21 protein-coding genes and 1 tRNA gene are annotated in these 17,752 nt (G+C 67.9%); 18 read left to right on the top strand and 4 right to left on the bottom strand.

Annotated features, from left to right (window positions below; genetic code table 11):
* Positions 1-9: 9 nt before the first annotated feature.
* From ASD25_RS02905 to ASD25_RS30120, 6 genes are all read left to right on the top strand, one after another.
* Positions 10-333 (top strand): hypothetical protein, encoded by a 324-nt coding sequence (locus tag ASD25_RS02905; RefSeq protein ID WP_055829493.1) that lies wholly within the window; start codon positions 10-12, stop codon positions 331-333.
* A 167-nt stretch (positions 334-500) separates the two neighbouring features.
* Positions 501-3,020: an ATP-binding protein gene (locus ASD25_RS02900; protein ID WP_055829496.1), complete on the top strand. Its 2,520-nt coding sequence runs from the start codon at positions 501-503 to the stop codon at positions 3,018-3,020.
* Positions 3,021-3,292: 272 nt separating this feature from the next.
* The gene (locus ASD25_RS31550; RefSeq protein ID WP_235562576.1) at positions 3,293-3,493 is read left to right on the top strand and encodes a DUF2924 domain-containing protein; all 201 of its coding nucleotides are present in this window, start codon (positions 3,293-3,295) and stop codon (positions 3,491-3,493) included.
* Positions 3,490-3,621, top strand: coding sequence for a recombinase family protein (locus ASD25_RS31545; RefSeq protein WP_235561734.1), 132 nt, complete (start codon positions 3,490-3,492; stop codon positions 3,619-3,621). The genes ASD25_RS31550 and ASD25_RS31545 overlap by 4 nt, the downstream gene beginning before the upstream one ends.
* Positions 3,582-4,397: a recombinase family protein gene (locus ASD25_RS29090; protein WP_235562582.1), complete on the top strand. Its 816-nt coding sequence runs from the start codon at positions 3,582-3,584 to the stop codon at positions 4,395-4,397. The genes ASD25_RS31545 and ASD25_RS29090 overlap by 40 nt, the downstream gene beginning before the upstream one ends.
* Before the next feature lie 202 nt (positions 4,398-4,599).
* Positions 4,600-5,073 carry a hypothetical protein gene (locus tag ASD25_RS30120; RefSeq protein ID WP_055829503.1) on the top strand — a complete coding sequence of 158 codons (474 nt, stop codon included), beginning with the start codon at positions 4,600-4,602 and terminating at the stop codon, positions 5,071-5,073.
* 384 nt (positions 5,074-5,457) lie between these two features.
* Here the strand turns inward: ASD25_RS30120 and ASD25_RS02885 are convergent.
* Positions 5,458-5,547, bottom strand: a tRNA-Ser gene (locus ASD25_RS02885).
* Positions 5,548-5,642: 95 nt separating this feature from the next.
* Here ASD25_RS02885 and ASD25_RS02880 point away from each other — a divergent pair.
* Genes ASD25_RS02880 through ASD25_RS02855 form a run of 6 tightly spaced genes read left to right on the top strand, consistent with a single transcriptional unit; the run spans position 5,643 to position 10,782 of the window.
* On the top strand, positions 5,643-6,455 hold the full coding sequence (locus tag ASD25_RS02880) for a septal ring lytic transglycosylase RlpA family protein (protein WP_055829507.1): 813 nt from the start codon (positions 5,643-5,645) through the stop codon (positions 6,453-6,455).
* 37 nt (positions 6,456-6,492) lie between these two features.
* Positions 6,493-7,119: a dTMP kinase gene (gene tmk, locus ASD25_RS02875; protein ID WP_055829510.1), complete on the top strand. Its 627-nt coding sequence runs from the start codon at positions 6,493-6,495 to the stop codon at positions 7,117-7,119.
* Positions 7,116-8,096, top strand: coding sequence for a DNA polymerase III subunit delta' (locus ASD25_RS02870; protein ID WP_055829512.1), 981 nt, complete (start codon positions 7,116-7,118; stop codon positions 8,094-8,096). The genes tmk and ASD25_RS02870 overlap by 4 nt, the downstream gene beginning before the upstream one ends.
* Positions 8,093-8,881 (top strand): TatD family hydrolase, encoded by a 789-nt coding sequence (locus ASD25_RS02865; protein ID WP_055829515.1) that lies wholly within the window; start codon positions 8,093-8,095, stop codon positions 8,879-8,881. Before ASD25_RS02870 ends, ASD25_RS02865 begins: the two co-directional genes overlap by 4 nt.
* Positions 8,878-9,690, top strand: coding sequence for an MBL fold metallo-hydrolase (locus ASD25_RS02860; protein WP_055829518.1), 813 nt, complete (start codon positions 8,878-8,880; stop codon positions 9,688-9,690). The genes ASD25_RS02865 and ASD25_RS02860 overlap by 4 nt, the downstream gene beginning before the upstream one ends.
* Positions 9,691-9,708: 18 nt before the next feature.
* A complete protein-coding gene (locus tag ASD25_RS02855; protein ID WP_055829519.1) occupies positions 9,709-10,782 on the top strand; it encodes an alpha/beta fold hydrolase in 1,074 nt (357 codons plus the stop codon).
* On the opposite strand, the gene ASD25_RS02850 is transcribed toward ASD25_RS02855, so the two are convergent.
* Genes ASD25_RS02850 through ASD25_RS30115 form a run of 3 tightly spaced genes read right to left on the bottom strand, consistent with a single transcriptional unit; the run spans position 10,779 to position 12,182 of the window.
* Positions 10,779-11,108: an MmcQ/YjbR family DNA-binding protein gene (locus tag ASD25_RS02850; protein ID WP_055829522.1), complete on the bottom strand. Its 330-nt coding sequence runs from the start codon at positions 11,106-11,108 to the stop codon at positions 10,779-10,781. The two genes, ASD25_RS02855 and ASD25_RS02850, sit on opposite strands and share 4 nt — an antisense overlap.
* Complete coding sequence (gene hemB, locus ASD25_RS02845) at positions 11,105-12,058, bottom strand: porphobilinogen synthase (RefSeq protein WP_056614952.1); 954 nt, start codon at positions 12,056-12,058, stop codon at positions 11,105-11,107. Before hemB ends, ASD25_RS02850 begins: the two co-directional genes overlap by 4 nt.
* Positions 11,973-12,182, bottom strand: a complete 210-nt coding sequence (locus tag ASD25_RS30115) for a hypothetical protein (RefSeq protein WP_156389176.1) — start codon at positions 12,180-12,182, stop codon at positions 11,973-11,975. Before ASD25_RS30115 ends, hemB begins: the two co-directional genes overlap by 86 nt.
* Positions 12,183-12,487: 305 nt before the next feature.
* Here ASD25_RS30115 and ASD25_RS02840 point away from each other — a divergent pair, with 305 nt between their 5' ends.
* The 6 genes from ASD25_RS02840 to ASD25_RS02815 all read left to right on the top strand — a co-directional run bounded on the left by ASD25_RS02840 (position 12,488) and on the right by ASD25_RS02815 (position 17,624).
* The gene (locus ASD25_RS02840; protein WP_055829527.1) at positions 12,488-13,627 is read left to right on the top strand and encodes an isobutyryl-CoA dehydrogenase; all 1,140 of its coding nucleotides are present in this window, start codon (positions 12,488-12,490) and stop codon (positions 13,625-13,627) included.
* A 24-nt stretch (positions 13,628-13,651) separates the two neighbouring features.
* Complete coding sequence (locus ASD25_RS02835; RefSeq protein WP_055829530.1) at positions 13,652-14,701, top strand: enoyl-CoA hydratase/isomerase family protein; 1,050 nt, start codon at positions 13,652-13,654, stop codon at positions 14,699-14,701.
* A gap of 73 nt (positions 14,702-14,774) precedes the next feature.
* Positions 14,775-15,557 carry a class I SAM-dependent methyltransferase gene (locus ASD25_RS02830; RefSeq protein ID WP_056614951.1) on the top strand — a complete coding sequence of 261 codons (783 nt, stop codon included), beginning with the start codon at positions 14,775-14,777 and terminating at the stop codon, positions 15,555-15,557.
* A 63-nt stretch (positions 15,558-15,620) separates the two neighbouring features.
* Complete coding sequence (locus ASD25_RS02825; protein ID WP_055829534.1) at positions 15,621-16,382, top strand: class I SAM-dependent methyltransferase; 762 nt, start codon at positions 15,621-15,623, stop codon at positions 16,380-16,382.
* Entirely contained in the window at positions 16,291-17,178 is an 888-nt protein-coding gene (locus ASD25_RS02820; RefSeq protein WP_369816543.1) for an NAD(P)-binding domain-containing protein, read from the top strand. The genes ASD25_RS02825 and ASD25_RS02820 overlap by 92 nt, the downstream gene beginning before the upstream one ends.
* Complete coding sequence (locus ASD25_RS02815; protein WP_369816540.1) at positions 17,091-17,624, top strand: NAD-binding protein; 534 nt, start codon at positions 17,091-17,093, stop codon at positions 17,622-17,624. The genes ASD25_RS02820 and ASD25_RS02815 overlap by 88 nt, the downstream gene beginning before the upstream one ends.
* Positions 17,625-17,752 lie beyond the last annotated feature (128 nt).

Raw genomic sequence — 17,752 nt, 5'->3', positions numbered from 1 at the left:
ACTGTGGCGATGACCTATGTCGAAATCGGACGGCTGATCCTTTTCTTGGTCCCCGTCTACGCCATCGCGTTTTTCCTTTTCCCTTCGCACTTGGCATCTTATTTCGAACGGGATGGCCTGCCGAGCCATGAGATTGTGCGGCAGTTCCGCGTTCTCGAACGACGGCGTCTCTGGATTGGAGCGGGGGGCTTCGGGGCGTGCTTGCTTTTGCTCCCGCTCCACGGGTCACACGTGACCTTTATGGTGACCATGATCGCCGGGTTGGCAGCCCTGTGGGTGGCAGACGCCTTTCAGTTTTGCAGCATTTCGCGGGATCACCGGAATGTCGCCTGAGGGTCGGGAGCGGACAATGGTCTACGGGTCGATAGACGACGCTAGCGTCAGGCGGGAGTGCTACGTCCTCCGCCCGACCTGCAACGAAGATGCGGAATTCTCGCCAATTTTAACGGCATGTGCACCGCATGCAGCCACCATCCGGGAGCAACTGTCAGGAGTATGGCGTGCATCCCGCTCCCAAGCCTCAAGATGAGGCTGGTCGTCTCAAGGCGCTTCGGCGCCTGAAGCTTCGCGACATCCAGCAATCGCTTCATCTGGAACGCGCGACCCGCCTCGCTCGTCGCTTAACGGCGAGCCTGAGTGCATCCGTCGCCTTCGTCGAAGACGATACGGTTTGGTACGCAGCTGCCGAAGGCCTTGCGGCGAGCGACCAGCCGCGCCACGAGACCGCCTCGGCTTGGGTGATCCTCTCGCCGGACGTCCTCTGGATTGAGGATTGCCGCAAGGATCAGCGCTTTGCCGATGGCTCCATGGTCGTCGGTCCGCCTTACATCCGCTTTTTCGCGGGCGCCCCGATCACAATTCAGGGATATCGCATCGGCTGCGTAACGATTGTGGACCCGGCGCCGCGGCCATTCGACGCCTCGCTCGCGGCCGCCTTGGCCGACGTTGCGGGACTGGTTGGTGACGAGATCGAGCTGCTGGCGGCCCGCCGCAGCCTGGAGGCGGCCCGCCGGCGAGCTGAGCGGTCGTCAGCCAAAGCGGTTAGCGCCAGCGTGCTGATGAGCGAGATGGTGGAGGCTCTGCCCGTGGGAGTGGCCTTGTACGACGGAGAGGACCGGCTGGCCGCGTGGAACAGTGGATATGCCGGGTCAGCGGGCTCGTTCGCCATGCACCTGAAGAAGGGGCGACCGTACCGACAGCTCTTGCAGGGGGTGCTAGCGGAAGGAGGCAAACCCGAGATCGTTGGGCGCGAAACTGCGTGGATCGAGGAGCGGGTGAGGGGGCGACGAATGGCCGACGCGGACCCGCACGAACAGCTCCAGAGCGACGGTCGCTGGTTCCAAGTGCAGGATCGCAACCTTACGTCGGGGGGCGTTCTGAGCAGCGTCATCGACATTACGGAGTTGAAACGGCGCGAGTTGTCCTTCGAACTGCTGTTCTCCGCAAACCCGGTCCCTCTCGCCATCATCGAGAGGTCAACGGGTACTTTCATCGACGTAAACGAGGCGGCTGTAAGACAATACGGCTACGCGCGAGACGACTTCGTCGGGATGTCCTTGGCGGATATCCTTCCGATCGAGGAGTGGGAGGCGTTCCTGGCGTTGAAGTCGGAAGGATTAGGGAAGGTTTATTCGGCCGAGCGGGTGTGGCGGCACTTTACCGCGGAGGGTCGTGAACTGCTCATCGCGCCTTATATCGTCGCCACAGAATTCGAGGGAAGGGCGGCGCTTATCGGAGCGCTTATCGACGTTACCGCGCAGATGGAGGCAGAAAGGCAACTGCTTGCGACCGCGGAGCGGGAACGGGTTGCCCGGGACGCCGCGGAATCGGCGAATCTCGCCAAGACCGAATTCCTTGCGAACATGAGCCATGAAATCCGGACCCCGCTCAACGGGGTCGTGGCGATGGCCGATCTGCTCGGCGCCACGGACCTGGCGTCGGCGCAAAAGGAGATGGTGGAGATCATCGGCACGTCCGGCCAGATGCTCAGTCATCTGCTGGCAGACATCCTCGATTCCGCCCGTATCGAGTCCGGCAAGCTTCAGATCGAGCGGGTCGAGGTGGACATCGTCGACCTAATACGTTCGGTTGTCGGGCTCTATCGTCTCCAGGCAGCGGCCAAGGGCGTCGATCTGGCTTTTGATAGCGGAGATGTCCGCGATCTGTGCGTCTGGGGCGACGGCGTCCGTCTTCGCCAAGTCGTCGGGAATCTGGTGTCGAACGCCATCAAGTTCACCGAGGACGGTGCGGTCAAGGTTTCGCTGAGCGTTGACGGCCCTGGACTGCTGCGGATCGATATCGAGGACTCCGGCATCGGCTTTGATCCCGCCATGAAGGCGCAACTGTTCGGGCGCTTCCAGCAGGCCGACGGCACCATCACACGGCGTTTCGGGGGCACCGGGCTGGGTCTGGCGATCAGTCGCGAACTGGCCATGCTCATGGGAGGCGAGCTTGACTGCGCCAGCGAGCCGGGTCGCGGATCGCGGTTCTGGCTCTCCCTTCCGTTCGAGGAGGTGGCGGCCATCTCGCCAGCGCCGCAAGCTTCCCCCGAGGTTACCATTCGGGAGATCCCGCTACGGGTGCTGCTGGCCGATGACCATCCCACCAACCGCCGGGTGGTGGAGCTGATGCTCGCCGACACCGGGATCGAACTGACGATGGCGGAGGATGGATGCCAGGCGCTTGAACTCTTCCGGGCGCAGTGCTTCGACGTGATCCTCATGGATATGCAGATGCCCGTCATGGACGGCCTCACGGCGGTCCATGAAATTCGCCGGGAAGAGGCGTCACGCACCCGGCCGCGCACCCCGATCATCATGCTGACGGCCAACGTGTTGCCGGAGCATGTGACCGCGGGCACGAAAGCGGGTGCGGACGGCCACCTCGCGAAGCCCCTCAACGTTCGGGCGTTGTTCGAAAGCATCGAGGCCGCGGCGACCCGCGTTTCCGATCATGAAGCGTCGCCTTCGCCAACTCTGGGCGCCGCTCTTAAATCCCAACCATCGGCGTCAGCGGTGTGAAAACGTGGCATGGGCCGGGCCGTTAGACAGGCTAGCGCCATGGACGGCGTGCTGCCCGCGCGCGGATGCACCCCTATCGGCCCGACACGTTTCCGTAGCAGATTTGGCTACGGGTTCCACCCCAAGTCTAACACCTGCCTCGCCTATTCTATCAGGCACACCCCCGCCCGCGCCGCGGGTCCGGCTGTCCCCCCCCCCCCCCCCATTGAGCCAAATGCGGCGGTTACCGTTCAGATCAAGCCGATTCACGACAATCATCCGCAGGTCATCAATTGGGCACCCAGCCGCCCGCCGCCGGTCAGATGCAGTTGTTGGCTGGGCAGGTAGAGCGCTCCGGTCAGATCGATGGCGCCGGCGGGTTTCTCTACGCAGGCCAGCGCTGGAAAAGCCTTTCCGAAATCGCTCGCCAGATTACGGGAAGCCGCTGGAACGGGCCTCGCTTCTTCGGACTGGGCAAGGAGGCAGTGCGTTGAAGGCGCTGCGCTGCGCCATCTACACCCGCAAAAGCTCCGAGGGGGGTCTGGAGCAGAGCTTCAACTCGCTGGATGCCCAGCGCGAGGCCTGCGCCGCCTACATCGTCTCGCAGAAGGGCGAGGGCTGAAGCCGGTCCGGACCGTCTACGACGATGGCGGCTTCTCCGGCGGGAACATGGAACGCCCGGGTCTGGTCAGCCTGCTTCGCGACATCGGCTCCGGCCTGATCGATGTCGTGGTGGTCTACAAGGTGGACCGCCTGACGCGGTCGCTGCCGGATTTTGCCCGGATCGTCGACCAGTTCGACCGCAAGGGGGTTTCGTTCGTCTCGGTGACCCAGGCGTTCAACACCACGACCAGCATGGGCCGGCTGACTCTGAACGCGCTGATGTCATTCGCTCAGTTCGAACGCGAGGTCACAGGCGAGCGGATCCGGGACAAGATCGCCCAGTCCAAGGCCAAGGGCATGTGGATGGGGGGCGCACCACCCCTTGGCTACGCCGGCCACGAGCGGACCTTGAAGATCGTGCCCGACGAGGCGACCACCGTGCGCCGCATCTTCGCGCGCTATCTCGAGCTCGGCTCGGTGCATCAGCTCAAGTTGGAACTCGAACAGCAGGGGGTCACATCGAAGGTCAGGGTTTCCGGGAAGGGCAACCGGACCGGCGGGCTGCCGATCAACCGCGGGGCCCTGTTCCACATGCTGCGCAATCCGATCTACGTCGGCGACATCAAGCACCGCGAGAAGGTGTTTGCCGGCTTGCACGAGCCGATCATCAATCGGCCAACGTTTGACGCCGTAGGCGTTACGCTTGCTGCCAATGGGGGTGCGAGGCGCGCCAGGCGTCAGTCATCACCGGCGCTGCTAACCGGCCTGCTGAAAGATGCCACCGGCGGCCGATGAGCCCCGTGGCGACGCGGCAGGAGGAGCGGACCTACCGGTACTATGTATCGACGGCCGTTCAGCGCGGGGAAACTCGATCCGGTCAAAGCCATCCTCGCGTATCGGCTCTTCTGGTTGAGACAACGATTGTGGAGGCGCTCCGCGAGGTCACGGGAACAGCCTCGGCGAATGGTCCTCCCTGCGCCCACTCCTCACATCCGTCATGCTCATCGATCACTCCGTCCGGCTCCTGTTTGCGCCCGGACTCGAAAGCCGGCTGTGTCGCCGGTCGCGCCATGAGCTCATCGAGACCTCCGACGGGTTGATGCTGACGCTCCCTGTGAATCTGGCCATGCGAGGCGGAAGATCATGGACTACCGCATCCATCGACGCGCCGACGAACCGCAGGAGAATCGACAAGGTGCTGGTCGCCGGACTGCGGCGGGGACACCGTGAACTCCGACAAGCGGGCGCTGACGTGATGCTCCGGAGGCCTGCATGGCGGGAGATGGCCGGGATCAACGATCCCTATATCCGCAAATTGGTCCGCCTCGCCTTCCTCTCCCCCGACATCCAGCAGGCCATCATGGATGGCCAGCAGCCCGTCGGTCTCACGCTCGAGGTTCTTCGAGAGAGCGAAGTGCCTTGCAGCTGGGATGCACAACGACGTCTGCTGGGCTTCGGCCAGCCAGCTTAGCCGCCTGCTTGATGCGAAACTGGGCGTGGTTTTGAGCGTTGCAGGACGTGTTTTCCGCCCAAACTGGACCTGTTATCACCTGTTAATTTTGCGACTCCTCGAGCGACGCAACCTTGCTGCGGGCCGGCAGTCAGGCGCTTTCCGCCGGAATCCGCGACTTTAGGCCGGCGATCCTGAGCGTGCTTTTCGTCAGAACAGGCGGAACTCGCATTGCTCAAAGGGTGTGCGGCCGCGGACCGGCAGAGACGGAAGCGCGAATACGCGCCTGGTACGGGCTATCCAGCGCAGGAACGGCGGCGCAGCTCACCCATGCGCAGGCTTTTGGCGCGGCAATACCGTGGCTTGGAGGGCCAACTACCCTTCAGAGCCGGCTCGGCGAAACGGTGGCGGACAGGGTGGGATTCGAACCCACGGCAGGCTTTCACCTGCGGCGGTTTTCAAGACCGCTGCCTTAAACCACTCGGCCACCTGTCCGTCGTATCGAGCGCATGGGCCGCATAGCGCCAAACGTCCTGTTAACCAAAGCGGAAATGTCTCGGGGCATCCTTCCGGCGTTCAGGGACGGGGCGATGAGGACGAAACTCACCATCAAGCTGGTCAGGGGCGCCCTGGCCGTTGCGCTGCTGTCGCTTCTGGCCGCCTGCGCCGGCGGCGCGCGACCGGATGCCGGCCGTCTCCCGGTCGTGACGGATCCCGCGCCGATTGTCGCGGGGACCATGCGCCCCTATCAGATCCGCGGACGCTGGTATCAGCCGGAAGAACAACCCCGCTACGACGAGACCGGCATGGCGTCCTGGTACGGAGACCAGTTCAACGGCCGACCGACCGCGACCGGCGAGCGATTCGACATGCATGCGCTGACGGCCGCGCACAAGACGCTGCCGCTGCCCGGACTGGTGGAGGTCACCAACCTGGCCAACGGCCGCCGCATCGTTGCGCGGGTCAACGATCGCGGCCCGTTCGTCGACGGCCGGATTATCGACCTGTCGCGCGGCTCGGCCTCGGCGTTGGGCCTGCTGTCGGCGGGGGTGGGCGAGGTGAGGGTGCGTTATCTGGGTCGGGCCCCCCGCATCGGTGGCGGGACAGCGCTGCAATACGCCGCGACGCCGGCGCCGCGGCCAATTGCGGCTCCGCCTTCTGAACCCGCGCCCGGCGACGACGCCTACTGGATCCAGGCCGGCGCCTTTCCGGACCGCCGGGCGGCGCGACGCGTCGCCGATCGGCTGGGACATCGCGCCACTGTCGATGTCTCGTCCGGCGGCGGCGAAGGGCTGTTCCGCGTTCTGGTGGGGCCGTGGCCCGACGCCAACGCCGCGGAACACGCCCGCCAGGCGGTCATCGCGCGCGGATACGCCGACGCCCTGTTGATATCGGCGCGCTGAGGCTTGCGAACCGGGCCGGCGCCGCCATTGTGCGCCGGTGACCCAGGGCAGATTCATTACATTCGAAGGCGGTGAGGGGACCGGCAAGTCGACCCAGGTCGCGCGCCTGGTGGAACGCCTGCGCGCGCGTGATCTCGAGGTGGTCCAGACGCGCGAACCGGGAGGGTCGGCGGGGGCCGAGGACATCCGCAACATCGCCCTGAATGGCGACGCTGGCCGCTGGTCGCCCATGACCGAGACGCTGCTGATGTTCGCCGCCCGAAGCGACCATCTGGAGCGAACCATCCGGCCCGCGCTGGAAGCGGGACGCTGGGTGGTCTGCGACCGCTTCGCCGATTCCAGCCGCGCCTACCAGGGCGTCGGCGGCGGAACGCCCGCGGCGTTCATCGAAACGCTCGATGCCGCCATTGTCGGCGACACCCAGCCGGACCTTACCCTGATCTTCGACCTGCCGGTCAGTATCGGTCTGGAGCGCGCCTTCGGACGGGGGCTGTTCGAAACGCGCTTCGAGTCAAAGGGGCTGGAATTCCACGAGCGTCTGCGGCGCGGCTTCCTCGACATCGCCGCGCGCCATCCCGAGCGCTGCGTCGTCATCGACGCCGACGGGGATCAGGACGCCGTTGCGGCCCGCGTGTGGGCGGCGATAGAGGCGCGGCTGCTGTGAGCGAGCATCCGCGCGACCGGTTCGACCTGATTCCGGACGCCGCGGCCGAGGCGGCGTTTCTGGACGCCTTCGACAAGGGTCGGCTCCACCACGCCTGGCTGCTCTGCGGCGTCGAGGGGTCCGGCAAGGCGACGTTCGCCTACCGCGCCGCCCGCCGTCTGCTGGGAGCGGCGCCGGATCCATCGCGCGGCTTGCTGGGGACCCGGCCGGACGATCCGGTCGCCCGTCTGGTCACGGCCCAGTCCCATCCCGACCTGCTGGTGCTGGAACGCGCCGTCGAGGGCGGCAAGACGAAGAAGTCCATCTCGGTCGATCAGGCCCGCGACCTGCCGGAGTTCTTTTCCAAGAGTCCCTCGCAGGCCCATTATCGGGTGGCGATCATCGACGCCGCCGATGACCTGAATCTGAATGCGGCCAATGCCTTGCTCAAGGTTCTTGAAGAGCCGCCGGAGCGCGGGGTGCTGTTCCTGGTGACCCATGCGCCGGGGCGTCTGCTGTCGACCCTCCGCTCACGCTGTCGCCGTCTGGCCTTCCCGGTCTGGCCCCTGCATGCGCTGGAGGAACTGGTCCGCAACCAGACCGGCGTGTCTTCGGCCGAGGCCGCGCGCATCGCCGCCATGGCGGCCGGCTCGCCGGGACAGGCGCTGGCCTTGGCCTCCGGGGCCACGCTGGAGGCAGACCAACTGGCCCAGGCCTGGGTCGCGGCGCCGGCCGTGGACCGGGCCGAGGCCCTGGCCGTGGCCGACCGGTTCCGCGGGGCGGAAGGGCAGGAGCGGTTCGAAACTCTGATGGACCGGCTGATCGCGGCCGTGAAGGTGCGGGCTCTGGAGGAGGGGGCCTCGGGGGCGCGTTGGGCCGAGCTGTGGAGCCGCCTGTCCGAACTGCCGGACCGGACCGCCGCCATCAATCTGGATCGGGGAGACGTCCTGGCCGGAGCCCTGGCCGACCTGCAGCGCACCAAGGCGGGCGGCGGATGATCATCGACAGTCACGTCAATCTGCACGCCCCGCAGTTCGACGAGGATCGCGACGCGGTCATCACCCGGGCCCGCGCGGCCGGGGTCGGCCTGATGGTCGAGATTTCCGACAAGCTGTCGACCTTCGAGGCCACCCACGGCCTGGCCATGGCCCATGACGACATCTGGTGCACGGTCGGGGCCCACCCGCACGAGGCCAAGGATCACGTCGACCTGACCGCCGACCGGCTGGTCGAGCTGGCGGGGCGTCCGCGGGTGGTCGGGATCGGCGAATGCGGGCTGGATTTCCACTACGACCTCAGCCCCCGCGACGTTCAGGCGGCGGTGTTCCGGACCCATATCGCCGCCGCGCGCCGGACCGGCCTGCCGCTGGTGGTGCACACGCGCGAGGCCGACGACGTCATGGCCGCCATCCTGGCCGAGGAACAGGCCGAGGGACCGTTCCGGTTCCTCATGCACTGCTATACCAGTGGCCCGGAACTGGCGGAAAAGGCGGCGGAGCTGGGGGCATGGTTTTCCGTGTCCGGGATCGCCACCTTCAAGGCGGCCAGCGATGTGCGCGAGATCGTGGCGGCCATGCCGGCGGACCGGATCATCGTCGAGACCGACTGCCCCTATCTGGCGCCCATGCCGCACCGGGGGCGGCGCAACGAGCCGGCTTGGGTGGTTCATGTGCTGGACAAGCTGGCGGAGATCCGCGGCTGGAGCCGGGACGAGGCCGAGGCCCGCACGACCGACGCCTTCTTCGCCCTGTTCGACCGCATCCCGCGACCGGAGGGGGCATGACCGGGGCGACGGGCGAGCTGGAGGTGGTGATCCTCGGCTGCGGTTCGTCGGGGGGCGTGCCGCGCGGGGACGGCGACTGGGGCGCCTGCGATCCGGCCGAGCCGAGGAACGCCCGCACCCGCTGTTCGCTGCTGGTCCGCCGCCACGGGCCGGACGGCGTGACGAGCGTGCTGATCGACACGTCGCCCGACCTGCGGGCCCAGGTGCTGGCCGCCGACGTCCGCCACATCGATGCGGTGCTCTACACACACGACCACGCCGACCAGACCCACGGCATCGACGACCTGCGGGTCTTCGCCCAGCGGGCCCGTCGGCGGCTCCCGGCCTGGATGGATGCGGCCACCTACGCCGCCCTCCACGAACGGTTCCGCTACATTTTCGAAAGCGTGGAAGGCTATCCGGCCATCCTCGACGACAAGCTAATCCCGCCGCATGGCGAGGCCTGGTCGGTCGAGGGCGCAGGCGGCGCCATCCCGGTCCTGACCTTCGACCAGGCCCACGGGCCGATCCGCTCCGTCGGCTACCGCATCGGGCCGGTGGCCTATTCCAGCGACGTGTCCGACCTCGACGAGGCGGCGATCGGGGCGGTGCGGGGTTGCGCTCTGTGGATCGTCGACGCCCTGCGCTGGACCCCGCACCCGACCCACGCTCATGTCGAGAAGGCGCTGGACTGGATCGCGCGGTCGGGCGTGAAACGCGCCGTTCTGACCAACCTGCACCTTGATCTGGACTACAACGCCCTGAAGGCTGCTGTGCCCGGGCACGTCGACGTCGCCCATGACGGCTGGTCGGCGCGGCTTTCGCTTTGACGATGGAGACCTGACGCGATGAAACGCCTGGTTCCGGCCCTGTGCGGCCTCGCCGCCCTGCTGCTGTCCTCGGTGGCGGCGGCCCAGCCTGCGCCGGCGGAGGGGCATTTCAGCGTCGCCGACTTCGTCCTCGCCTCCGGCCAGGCCCTGCCCGAACTGCGCATGCATTACCGGACTCTGGGCCAGCCGCGCCGCGGCGCCGACGGGCGGGTCGAGAACGCCGTGCTGCTGTTGCATGGGACGGGCGGGACAGGCGCTCAGTTCCTGTCGCCCCAGTTCGCCGGCGAGCTGTTCGGGCCCGGCCAGCCGCTGGACATCGCGCGCTACTACATCGTCATGCCCGACAACCTCGGCCACGGCGGCTCGTCGAAGCCGTCGGACGGCTCGCGCGCCCGCTTTCCGGAGTACGGCTACGCGGACATGGTCGAGGCGCAGCGCCGCTTGCTGACCGAGGGCCTCGGCGTCGATCGCCTGCGACTCATCCTCGGAACCTCGATGGGCTGTATGCACATCTTCGTCTGGGCCGAAACCCATCCGGACTTCGCTCAGGCCCTGATGCCCATGGCCTGCCAGCCGACCGCCATCGTCGGCCGCAACCGGCTGTGGCGCACCATGCTGAAGGATGCGATCCGCAGCGACCCGGTCTGGGCCGGCGGCGACTATGCCGCCCAGCCCGTCGAGGGGCTGCGCGCCGCGGTCGACCTGCTGCTGCTGGCGGGCTCGGCGCCGATGGCGATGCAGCAGGATCTGGCGACCCCGGCCGCTGTCGATGAGTGGCTGGCGGCGCAGCAGGCGCGACGCATCCCGGCGCTGGACGCCAACGACCTCTGGTATCAGGTCAACGCCTCATTCGATTACGATCCCTCTGCCGGGCTGGAGCGAATCACCGCGCCCATGACCTGGATCAACTCGGCCGACGACTTCATCAATCCGCCGGAGCTGGGCCTGGCGGAGCAGTTCATGCCGCGCATCGCCGGCGTCCGCTACCGGCTGATCCCCAACAGCGCCGGGGGGAAGGGGCACGGGACCCACACCTGGGCGGTGTTCTGGAAGGACGACCTGGTCGACCTGCTGGGGCGGTCGGAACCCTAGAGCGCCGCGATCGCCGACCGCGGGGCGCGGTGACGCCACGCCCGGGTGAGGGCGTCGCGCAGGGTCGCCTCGTCCACCCCGGCCACGAACACCAGCGTTGCGCCGCTCTTGCCCCAGCCGCCGGGGACCGGGGCGAAGATCGCCGGTTCCGCCTCCACCAGCATCGCCTGTTCCTCGGGCTTGAGGAGCACCATGCCGGCGTCCTTGTCCGGATGCAGGCTGGCGAAGATGCGATTGCCCACCCGGAAGTCGGTGCGACCCATGTGCGCGCCCTGAACCGCCTCGGGCAGGCTGAGGGCGACGCGCGTGAAGTCGTCGAGCGTCATCCGCCCAGCAGCCGCGCCGCCTGCGGGGCGAAATAGCTCAGCATCCCGGCGCACCCGGCGCGCTTGAAAGCATGCAGGGATTCGAGGATGGCGCGGTCCTCGTCGAGCCAGCCATTGGCCATGGCGGCCCGCATCATCGCGTACTCGCCGGACACCTGATAGGCGAAGGTCGGAATTTTGAAAGTCTCTCTAACCTGCTGAATAATATCGAGATACAGCATCCCCGGCTTGACCATGACGGCATCGGCGCCTTCGGCGATGTCCATGGCCACCTCGCGCAGGGCCTCGTCGGAATTGGCGTAGTCCATCTGGTAGGTCTTCTTGTCGCCGGTCAGGGCCTTCGCCGACCCCACGGCGTCGCGGTAGGGGCCGTAGAAGGCCGAGGCGTATTTGGCGGCGTAGGACAGGATCATGGTGTCGTGGAAGCCGTTGGCCTCCAGCGCCTCGCGGATGGCCTGGACGCGGCCGTCCATCATGTCCGAGGGGGCGACCACGTCGGCCCCGGCGTGGGCGTGGATGAAGGCCTGTTCGGCCAGCCGCTCGAGGCTGGCGTCATTGAGGATGCGACCGTCCTCGACCACGCCGTCGTGGCCGTGGTCGGTGTAGCAGTCCAGCGCCACGTCGGTGATGACGCCGATCTCGGGGGCGGCGTCCTTGATGGCCCTGATGCAGGCGGGGATCAGGCCGTCGGGGTCGGTCGCGCCCGTGCCGATCGCGTCCTTGAGGGCCCCGTCGACATTGGGGAACAGGGCCACGGCGGGGATGCCGAGATCGCGCGCCTCGACGGCGGCGGCGGCGGCGGCTTTCGGCGACAGGCGGAAGACGCCGGGCATGGAGGCGACCGGAACCCGGTCCTCGGCGCCGTCATGGACGATCAGCGGCCAGACGAGATCGGCGGGCGTCAGCGTCGTCTCGGCGACCAGCCGGCGGACCCAGGGGCTGCTGCGCAGGCGGCGGGGGCGGGCGTAGGGGCGTCAGCGTCGTCTCGGCGACCAGCCGGCGGACCCAGGGGCTGCTGCGCAGGCGGCGGGGGCGGGCGTAGGGGAAGGCGGCGGGGGCGAACGGCTGGGTCATGCAGCGGTCATAGGCGGCTTGGCGGCCGGGGAAAACAGGGGCCGAAGCGTTTGGCGGGTCCGGAGCGGTGGGTCCCCGCGCGAAAACGCGGTGCAAGGCGTGCGAACCGTGCGCTGCGAGCGTGGCGTCTCAAGAGTCTCATGCGTCTCATCCGTTCATTCCCCGCCGGTCACAGCCGCCCTCGCAGGCAATCTGGCACGCCCTGCGTCAGAAACGGACGTAGGCCGAGGGTGACGCCGCGGCAGGGGTTGGATAGAAGCACCGCGAGCGGCCCGGCAGAGGCCGACCACGACCCAGGAGCTTTCATGGACTTCGCCCTCAACGACGACCAGCGCGCCATCCAGGACGCCGCCCGCCAGTTCGCCGAGGCGGAGCTGGCTCCGCACAGCGCCGAATGGGACGAGACCAAGCATTTCCCGGTCGACGTCATGCGCCAGGCCGCCGAGATGGGCTTCTGCGGCATCTACACCGGCGAGGAGCACGGCGGCATGGCTCTGGGCCGCGTGGAGGCGGCGCTCATCTTCGAGGAGCTGTCGCGGGGCGACGTGTCGACGGCGGCCTTCATCTCGATCCACAACATGGCCACGTGGATGATCGACAAATTCGGCTCCGACGATCTGCGCGGCCGCTATGTGCCCTCGCTGGTGTCGATGGAGCGGATCGCCAGCTACTGCCTGACCGAGCCGGGTTCAGGGTCTGACGCGGCGGGCCTGCGCACCACGGCCCGGCTGGACGGCGACCACTGGGTGCTGAACGGATCCAAGGCCTTCATCTCGGGGGCGGGGACATCGGACGTCTATGTGGTCATGGCCCGCACGGGGCAGGACGGGCCCAAGGGCATTTCGACCTTCGTCGTCGACAAGGACGCGCCGGGCCTGAGCTTCGGGGCACAGGAGAAGAAGATGGGCTGGAACAGCCAGCCCACGGCCATCGTCGCCTTCGACGACTGCCGCATCCCGGCGGCGAATCTGCTGGGCAAGGAAGGCGACGGCTTCCGCTACGCCATGATGGGCCTGGACGGCGGCCGGCTGAATATCGCCGCCTGTTCGCTGGGCGGGGCGCGGCTGGCGCTGGAGGCGGCGCAGGCCTACGTCACCACGCGAAAACAATTCAACAAGCCGTTGTCTGATTTCCAGAATGTCCAGTTCAAGCTGGCCGATATGGCGACCCAGCTGGAGGCGGCGCGCCTGCTGGTCCTTCGCGGCGCCTGGGCCCTGGACGCCCGCCACCCAGAGGCGACGAAATGGTGCGCCATGGCCAAGCGGTTCGCCACGGACGCCTGTTTCGAGATCGCGGACGAGGCCCTGCAGCTGCACGGCGGCTACGGCTATCTGAAGGACTATCCGCTGGAACGGATCGTCCGCGACCTGCGGGTCCATCGCATTCTCGAGGGGACGAACGAGATCATGCGGGTGATCACGGCGCGAGAGATGTTGCGGCAGTGACCCGGCGCCCGTAGAGCGGCCCCCATGAGCGATTCCGAAGTCCTGACCCGCGTCGAATCCGGCGTGGGCCGCATCACCCTGAACCGACCCAAGGCGCTGCATGCGCTGAACCGGGACATGTGCGAGGCGATGACGGCCGCGCTGCTGGCGTGGCGCGAGGACGCGGCCGTGCAGTCCGTCATGATCGACCATTCGGGCGAGCGAGGCTTCTGCGCCGGCGGCGACATCCGCATGATCGCCGAGAGCGGGGCGGGGGATGCGTCGGAGGCCATGGCTTTCTTCCGGACCGAGTACCGGCTGAACCACCTGATGTTCGAATATCCGAAGCCGATCACCGCGATCGTCGACGGCATCGTCATGGGCGGCGGGGTCGGCATCTCCGAGCCGGCCGAGGTGCGGATCGCCACCGAGCGCACGACCTACGCCATGCCCGAAACCGGCATCGGCCTGTTCCCCGACGTCGGCGGCGGCTGGTTCCTGCCGCGGTTGCCGGGCCGGACCGGCGTCTGGCTGGCCCTGACCGGGGCGCGGCTGAAGGCGGCGGACACGGTGGCCCTGGGCATCCATACGCACTTCGTACCTTCTGACCGGGTCGAGGCGCTGAAGAGCGCCCTGATCGCCCATCCCGCCGCACCGAAAACCGTCGCGGACACTCTGGCCTCCGATCCCGGCGCCGCGCCGACGGCGGCCCATCGCCAGGCCATCGACCGGCTGTTCGCCTTCGACACGGTCGAGGCCATCTTCGCGGCGCTCGAGGCGGACGGGTCCGAATGGGCGCTGGCCCAGCTGGCCGTTCTGAAGACCAAGTCGCCGCAGTCGATGAAGATCACCCTGCGCCAGCTGCGCACCGGGGCGACGCTGGGAACCTTCGCCGACAACATGGCCATGGAATACCGGCTCGGCGGCCGGGTGGTGCGCAGCCACGACTTCCAGGAGGGGGTGCGCGCCGTCATCGTCGACAAGGACAATACGCCGAACTGGTCGCCGGCCGATCTGGCCGGGGTGACCGAAGCGACGCTGGACGCCCTGTTCGCGCCCCTGCCGGCGGCGGAGGAATGGTCGCCGCTGCCCTGAGCCGCCGGCTGTGAGGTCTTGCATCCGCGCCGGTTCCGGGGCGTAGCTTGGCGCGGGAACAGGAGGGATCGTGATGATCAGGACCTTGGCTATTGCGCTTGCGGCCTCGGCGGCCCTGGGCGGCTGCGCGTTGACGGACGGCCAGACCGTCTTCCCCGGCGGCGAGGCCCGGGCGGGGCTGGAAGCCGGCCACGCCGCGGCCGTCGCCGACCCCCGGCGTCTGCCGGCCGAGGTCGCGCGGGATCCGCTGCGCAAACCGCGCAAACCCGCCGACATGCTCGCCCTGATGCGGCTGGCGCCGGGGCAGGCGATCGCCGACATCCGCCCGGAGGAGGGATATTTCACTCGTCTGTTCGCGCCGGCCGTCGGTCCCGGCGGCCGAGTCTACGCCTTCGTGCCCAATCAGACGGCGCAACGCGAGAACGCCTTCGCCGACACCCTGGCATCGACCTATCCGAACGTCAGCCGGGTGACGGGCGCGCTGGAGACGATGACCTTCGACCGGCCCCTGGACGTCGTCTTCATGGGCGAGGAGTACCATGACTTCACCATCCCCCGGTTCGGCGTGGACGTGGCGCGCATGAATGCGGCGGTGTTCGCGGCCCTGAAGCCCGGCGGCCTCTACGTCATCCTCGATCATCAGGCCGCCGACGGGGCGGGAATCAGCGTCGCCGGAACCCTGCACCGGATCGAGGCGGCCGAGTTGCGTCGACAGGTCGAGGCCGCCGGCTTCGTCTTCGACGGCGAGAGCGACGCGGTTCGCGTTCCGGGCGACGATCATTCCCTGAGCGTGTTCGACGAAAGCATCCGCGGCCGCACCGACCGGTTCGTCTATCGCTTCCGCAAACCGGGCTGACGGGGGACGCTTCAAGGTCTAGCTTCCGGCCAGCGCCGCCATAGCGCGTCAGGAGGATTTCCCATGCGTCGTTCCCTGTTCATGGCCGCCGTGGCGGTCGTCGCCCTGTCTTCCGCCGGCTGGACGGTCGCTCCAGCGGTCGACTTCTTCCCCCATAGCTATGCGGCCGCCCTGGCCGATCCGATCCGCACTGACGCGGATCGCGCGAGGGATGAGTCGCGTCATGCGGCCTATACGCTGGACTTCGCCGGAGTGAAGCCAGGCGAGAAGGTCGCCGACATGATCATCGGCGGCGGCTATTTCACCCGACTCCTTTCGGCGGCCGTGGGGCCCGAGGGCCATGTCACCGCCTGGCAACCCGAGGAGTTCATCGCCTTCCAGGCCAGTTATGGCGACAGCCTGAGCGCGGCGGACGCCCTGCCGAATGTGGACGGCGTCCGCTCGCCGATCGGCGCGCCCGGCTTTCCGGCGGGGCTGGATCTGATCTTCACCGCCCAGAACTACCACGACCTGCACCTGCAGCCGTTCCCGACGGACACGGCGGCCAGGATCAACGCGGCGGCCTTCGCGGCGCTGAAGCCGGGCGGCCGCTATGTGATCATCGACCATGACGCGGCGGCCGGTTCGGGCCTCGGCGCGGCCCACACCCTGCACCGGATCGACATCGAGGCGGTCAAGCAGGAGGTCCAGGCAGCCGGCTTCGTGCTGGACGGCGAGAGCGGGGTTCTGGCCAATCCGGAAGATCCGCGAACGGCGAACGTCTTCAATCCGGCGATCCGGGGCCGGACCAGCCAGTTCATGCTGCGATTCAGAAAGCCGGGCTGAGCGAAAATCCGCCCGGCGCCGCTGGCGACAGGGCAGGGGACGGGCTAACGCTCCCGAAAATCATTCGGGAGACCACGCCATGACCCTCAGGATCGCCTTCATCGGCCTCGGCAACATGGGCGGAGGCATGGCGGCCAACCAGGCGAAGGCCGGCAACGCCGTCTCCGCCTTCGATCTGTCGCAGGACGCTCTGGATCGCGCCGCCGCCGCGGGCTGCACCCCGGTCGGGTCCGTGGCCGAGGCGGTCAGGGACGCCGACGTCGTCATCACCATGCTGCCCGCCGGTCCGCATGTGCTGAAGGTCTATTCGGAACAGGTGATCGGCGCCGCGCCGACCAGCGCCCTGCTGCTCGACTGCTCCACCATCGACGTCGACACGGCCCGCAAGGTCGCCGGTCTCGGGAAGGACGCCGGCTACGCCTTCGCCGACGCCCCCGTCTCGGGCGGCACCATGGCGGCCGACGCCGGCACCCTGGCCTTCATGGTCGGCTGCGACGAGCCGGACTTCGCCCGCATCGAGGCGGCGCTGGAGCCGATGAGCCGCGCGACCTTCCGCGCCGGCGACCACGGGGCGGGGCAGGCGGCCAAGATCTGCAACAACATGATCCTGCTTGTTCGACCATCGACGTGGATACGGCGCGCAAGGTGGCGGGGCTGGCCAAGGAGGCGGGCTACGCCTTCGCCGACGCGCCGGTGTCTGGCGGGACGATGGCGGCGGACGCCGGGACGCTGGCCTTCATGGTCGGCTGCGACGAGCCGGACTTCGCCCGCATCGAGGCGGCGCTGGAGCCGATGAGCCGCGCGACCTTCCGCGCCGGCGACCACGGGGCGGGGCAGGCGGCCAAGATCTGCAACAACATGATCCTCGGCATCACCATGCTGGGGACCTGCGAAGCCATCGGCCTGGCCGAGAAGCTGGGCCTCGATCCGGTGAAGATGTTCGACATCGTCGCCAAGTCTTCGGGCCAGAGCTGGTCGACGACCACCTACTACCCGTGGCCCGGCCCGGTGCCGACGGCGCCGTCGAACCGCAACTATGACGGCGGCTTCGCCACGGCCATGATGCTGAAGGACCTGAAATTGGCGCAGGACGCGGCGGCCAAGGTCGGGGCGACCACGCCGCTGGGGGCCCAGACCGAGGCGCTGTTCCAGATGTTCAACGGCCTCGGCTACGGCGGCCGCGACTTCTCGGCCATCCTGCAGATGCTGCGCGGCAAGCTGGACGATCTGCCGAAGGGGTGACGGAGCCGCAGGAGCCGCCGGACCCCATGGGGCAAATTCTGCGAACCGTTATCAATTAAGGTCTTGCGGCGATTTGTCGGGCCGTTCGCGTGGACAAATCCACCGTCAAGGCGCATCAGACGGGGGCA

Source organism: Brevundimonas sp. Root1423 (genome assembly GCF_001426805.1).
The sequence above is the reverse complement of the archived record's forward strand: the minus strand, read 5'-3'. Positions and strand labels throughout refer to the sequence as shown.

What these genes read in the sequence shown, in the direction of transcription:
- ASD25_RS02905 (WP_055829493.1), top strand. Translation starts at nt 10, where the DNA reads ATGACCTATGTCGAAATCGGACGGCTGATCCTTTTCTTGGTCCCCGTC.
- ASD25_RS30120 (WP_055829503.1), top strand. Translation starts at nt 4,600, where the DNA reads ATGCTCATCGATCACTCCGTCCGGCTCCTGTTTGCGCCCGGACTCGAA.
- ASD25_RS02880 (WP_055829507.1), top strand. Translation starts at nt 5,643, where the DNA reads ATGAGGACGAAACTCACCATCAAGCTGGTCAGGGGCGCCCTGGCCGTT.
- ASD25_RS02865 (WP_055829515.1), top strand. Translation starts at nt 8,093, where the DNA reads ATGATCATCGACAGTCACGTCAATCTGCACGCCCCGCAGTTCGACGAG.
- ASD25_RS02860 (WP_055829518.1), top strand. Translation starts at nt 8,878, where the DNA reads ATGACCGGGGCGACGGGCGAGCTGGAGGTGGTGATCCTCGGCTGCGGT.
- ASD25_RS02855 (WP_055829519.1), top strand. Translation starts at nt 9,709, where the DNA reads ATGAAACGCCTGGTTCCGGCCCTGTGCGGCCTCGCCGCCCTGCTGCTG.
- ASD25_RS02850 (WP_055829522.1), bottom strand. Translation starts at nt 11,108, where the DNA reads ATGACGCTCGACGACTTCACGCGCGTCGCCCTCAGCCTGCCCGAGGCG.
- ASD25_RS30115 (WP_156389176.1), bottom strand. Translation starts at nt 12,182, where the DNA reads ATGACCCAGCCGTTCGCCCCCGCCGCCTTCCCCTACGCCCGCCCCCGC.
- ASD25_RS02840 (WP_055829527.1), top strand. Translation starts at nt 12,488, where the DNA reads ATGGACTTCGCCCTCAACGACGACCAGCGCGCCATCCAGGACGCCGCC.
- ASD25_RS02835 (WP_055829530.1), top strand. Translation starts at nt 13,652, where the DNA reads ATGAGCGATTCCGAAGTCCTGACCCGCGTCGAATCCGGCGTGGGCCGC.
- ASD25_RS02830 (WP_056614951.1), top strand. Translation starts at nt 14,775, where the DNA reads ATGATCAGGACCTTGGCTATTGCGCTTGCGGCCTCGGCGGCCCTGGGC.
- ASD25_RS02825 (WP_055829534.1), top strand. Translation starts at nt 15,621, where the DNA reads ATGCGTCGTTCCCTGTTCATGGCCGCCGTGGCGGTCGTCGCCCTGTCT.
- ASD25_RS02815 (WP_369816540.1), top strand. Translation starts at nt 17,091, where the DNA reads ATGGCGGCGGACGCCGGGACGCTGGCCTTCATGGTCGGCTGCGACGAG.